At 66.0% G+C, this 2857-nt stretch carries 2 protein-coding genes; both read right to left on the bottom strand.

Annotated elements, in window-relative coordinates; genetic code table 11:
• Window positions 1-99: 99 nt before the first annotated feature.
• Entirely contained in the window at window positions 100-1395 is a 1296-nt protein-coding gene (gene wecC / locus AC5JJ6_RS07275; RefSeq protein WP_496041396.1) for a UDP-N-acetyl-D-mannosamine dehydrogenase, read from the bottom strand.
• Window positions 1385-2506: a non-hydrolyzing UDP-N-acetylglucosamine 2-epimerase gene (gene wecB, locus AC5JJ6_RS07270; RefSeq protein WP_496041395.1), complete on the bottom strand. Its 1122-nt coding sequence runs from the start codon at window positions 2504-2506 to the stop codon at window positions 1385-1387. The genes wecC and wecB overlap by 11 nt, the downstream gene beginning before the upstream one ends.
• Window positions 2507-2857: the final 351 nt, after the last annotated feature.

The following is a 2857-nucleotide window of genomic DNA, read 5'->3' as shown; positions in this document are numbered from 1 at the left end:
GGTCTAAAGCGAAGCGGCAGCCGCCATGGACGCGCCTGCTTGTCGGCTGCCGCTTCGCTCTAGACCGACCTACGAAGCGAAGCAATTATCATAGGTTAGTTACTCTGCCGCCGCCCTGCCGTAGCGGTCGGGAACGTAGAGACGGTCGCGCCAGAAGCCGCGCGTGTCTATCACGATCTTGTTCAGCAGTTCCTTGGCCTCGATCGCGCGGAACTCGGCATGGTCGACCAGCAGGACGGCGATGTCGGCCTCCGCCAGGGCTTCGGACATGTCGCAGAAGCGAAGGTTGTCGAACTCGGTCAGTTCCGGGGGAAGGTTGCGGATGTGGGGTTCGACCGCCAGCACCTTGCCAAGGCCCTCGCGGGCGATGTGGGCGGTGATCTCCAGCGCCGGGCTTTCGCGCAGGTCGTCCACGTTGGGCTTGTAGGTCAGGCCGAGGCAGGCGATCACCGGGTCCTTGAAGCGGACGGCGTGGCGGCGGATGCGGTCGATGATGTGGTGCGGCTTGCTGTCGTTGACCTCGCGCGCGGTGCGGATCAGGCGGGAGGCTTCCGGCATGCCGTCCACGATGAACCAGGGGTCCACGGCGATGCAGTGGCCGCCGACTCCGGGGCCGGGCTGGAGGATCTTGACGCGCGGGTGGCGGTTGGACAGTTCGATCACCCGCCAGACATCCAGGCCCATGCCGTCGCAGATCATCGACAGCTCGTTGGCGAAGGCGATGTTGACGTCGCGGTAGGCGTTCTCGGTCAGTTTGACCAGTTCCGCCGTGTTGGCGTCGGTCAGCAGGCAGGCGCCCTTGACGAAGATGCGGTAGAGCTGGTCGGCGCGGGCGGCGCAGGCGGGGGTCAGGCCGCCGATGATGCGGTCGTTCTCCACCAGTTCCAGCACCATGCGGCCGGGCAGGATGCGTTCCGGGCAATAGGCGATGCGGATGTCGGAGCGTTCGCCGGCGCTGTGGGGGAAGGTCAGGTCGGGGCGGAGTTCGGCGAGCTGGCGCGACAGGCGGGCGGAGGTGCCGACGGGGGACGTGGATTCCAGCACGATCAGGTTGCCGGCTTCCAGCACCGGGGCGATCGAGTCGGCGGCGGCGTCGATGAAGCTGAGATCGGGGCGCTTGTCGTCGGCCAGCGGAGTCGGCACCGCGATGATGAAGGCTTCGGCCGGCTCCGGCGTCACGACGGCGCGCAGCTTGCCGGTCATCACGGCGGCGCGGACCAGCATGTCCAGGTCGGGTTCGCTGAAATGAACCTTGCCCTGGGTGATCATGGAGACCGCGTGCTCGTTGACATCGACGCCGATCACCTCGACGCCCCGGCTGGCGAGCGTGGCTGCGGTCGGCAGGCCGATATAGCCGAGGCCGATGATCGCGACGCGGGAGAATTTATGCTGCACGGGTCAACTCCTTGACGATTCGCTTGGCAGCATGGCCGTCACCATAGGGATTGTGGGCGCGGCGCGCCTGGGCGTAAGCCTGCTCGTCGTCGAGCAGGCGGTTGGCGGCGCCGACGATGCGGGCGGTGTCGGTGCCGACGAGCTGGACGGTGCCGGCCTCGACCGCTTCGGGGCGTTCGGTCACGTCGCGCATCACCAGCACCGGCTTGCCAAGGGAGGGCGCTTCCTCCTGCAAGCCGCCGCTGTCGGTGACGATCAGCGTGGACCGCTCCATCAGGTGGACGAACGGCAGGTAGTCCTGCGGCTCGATCAGGTGGACGTTGGGCCGGCCGCCGAGCAGCCGCATGACCGGCTCGCGGACGTTGGGGTTGAGGTGGACGGGGTAGACGACCGAGGTGTCGGCCCGGTCGCCGAGCTGGGCGAGGGCGTGGCAGATGCGCTCGAAACCGCCGCCGAAGCTTTCGCGGCGGTGGGCGGTGACCAGGATCATCCGCTTGTTCTCGGACAGGAAGCCGAATCGCGCGTCCATCTCGGCGGTCAGCGCGCCGTCGCCGCGCAGGCGGTCAACGGTGTGGAGAAGGGCGTCGATCACGGTGTTGCCGGTGACGAGGATGCGGCGGTTCTCCAGCCCTTCGCGCAGCAGGTTGGCGCGCCCACTTTCGGTCGGGGCGAACAGCACGTCGGCCATGCTGTCGATGACCTTGCGGTTCATCTCCTCCGGCCAGGGCTGCTGGAGATCGCCGGTGCGCAGGCCGGCTTCGACATGGGCCACGGGGATGCGGGCGTAGAAGGCGGCCATGGCGGCGGCCATCGCCGTGGTCGTGTCGCCGTGGACCAGCACGCGGTCGGGCCTGATCTCCTCGAACAGGCGGGTCAGGCCGGTCAGGACGGCGGTGGTGATGTCGGCCAGGGTCTGGCCGGGCTTCATGATGGCGAGGTCGTGGTCCGGCACGATCCGGAACAGCTGAAGCACCTGGTCGAGCATGGTGCGGTGCTGACCGGTCACGCAGACGATGTTTTCAACGCCGGACGCGCCGTTGAGCGCGCTGATGACCGGGGCCATCTTGATCGCTTCGGGCCGGGTGCCGATGACCGATAGTATTTTCCGCATCCGTCCTAACCGCTGGCGGGTGGCCGGGTCGCAGTGCCCGGCCTTGAGCTACAGTCAGGAAAAGTGCTCGACCTTGAGGCACAGGGTCAATGTCGCCTAAGGTCGTTTACTAAAGGAACAGATACCACGATGGATTACCACCGGGATGGTGGTAGTTGGAATGCAGTATTCGGTTCGATAGAGCGGGTTCAGACGAAGTTATCGCGGTTTTTATTATTTTTACAGGCTTGTCCGGAATTGGGAGGGGTTCGTAGGTCGGCTAAAGCGAAGCGGCAGCCGACAAGCAGGCGCGTCTATGTCGGCTGCCGCTTCGCTTTAGCCGACCTTGTCTATTGAGTGTGCTATAGAATC

It is taken from the genome of Skermanella sp., from assembly GCF_059503625.1.
Note: the sequence above shows the minus strand (reverse complement) of the source record. Positions and strands in the feature narration are given on the sequence as shown.

Excerpts from the sequence above, each read along its gene's own strand:
- wecB (WP_496041395.1), bottom strand. The coding sequence starts at position 2,506 with ATGCGGAAAATACTATCGGTCATCGGCACCCGGCCCGAAGCGATCAAG.